The sequence below is a fragment of the Micromonospora sp. HK10 genome (genome assembly GCF_000982955.1).
GTDB lineage: Bacteria > Actinomycetota > Actinomycetes > Mycobacteriales > Micromonosporaceae > Micromonospora.
Genome location: NZ_KQ058785.1, coordinates 1 through 797, shown reverse-complemented (window position 1 = coordinate 797; position 797 = coordinate 1). Strand labels below are relative to the sequence as shown.

General features: G+C 69.6%; 1 protein-coding gene. It reads right to left on the bottom strand.

Features of this window, described 5'->3' with window-relative positions:
• Nucleotides 1-797, bottom strand: a 797-nt coding sequence (locus LQ51_RS11585; RefSeq protein ID WP_046565011.1) for an NAD-glutamate dehydrogenase domain-containing protein, incomplete at both ends; no start/stop codon positions are given.

The following is a 797-nucleotide window of genomic DNA, read 5'->3' as shown; positions in this document are numbered from 1 at the left end:
CCGGGTCCGGGTCCAGGAAGATGTGCCGGTGGTCGAACGCGGCCACCAGCCGGATGTGCCGGGACAGCAGCATCCCGTTGCCGAACACGTCGCCGGACATGTCGCCGACGCCGACCACCGTGAAGTCCTGGGTCTGGGTGTCGTGCCCCAGCTCCCGGAAGTGCCGCTTCACCGACTCCCAGGCGCCCCGGGCGGTGATGCCCATCTTCTTGTGGTCGTAGCCGGCCGAGCCGCCGGAGGCGAACGCGTCGCCCAGCCAGAAGTTGTGCGCCTCGGAAATCTCGTTGGCGATGTCGGAGAAGGTGGCGGTGCCCTTGTCCGCGGCCACCACCAGGTACGGGTCGTCCGCGTCGTGCCGGACCACGTCGTCGGGCGGCACGATCTCACCGCTGAGGATGTTGTCGGTGACGTCGAGCAGCGCGCCGACGAACTCCTTGTAGCAGGCCACCGCCTCGTCCCGGTCGCCCGGCTTCTGCTTGAGCACGAAGCCGCCCTTGGCGCCCACCGGCACGATCACGGCGTTCTTCACCATCTGCGCCTTCACCAGGCCGAGCACCTCGGTGCGGAAGTCCTCCCGCCGGTCCGACCAGCGCAGGCCGCCCCGGGCCACCGGCCCGAACCGCAGGTGCACGCCCTCGAACCGGGGCGAATAGACGAAGATCTCGAACTTCGGCCGCGGCGCCGGCAGGTCCGGGATCGCCTGCGGGTCCAGCTTGAACGCCACGTACGACTTGGGCCGCCCGCCGACCGGCTTCTGGTAGAAGCTGGTGCGCAGGGTGGCCTGGATCAACGTCAGG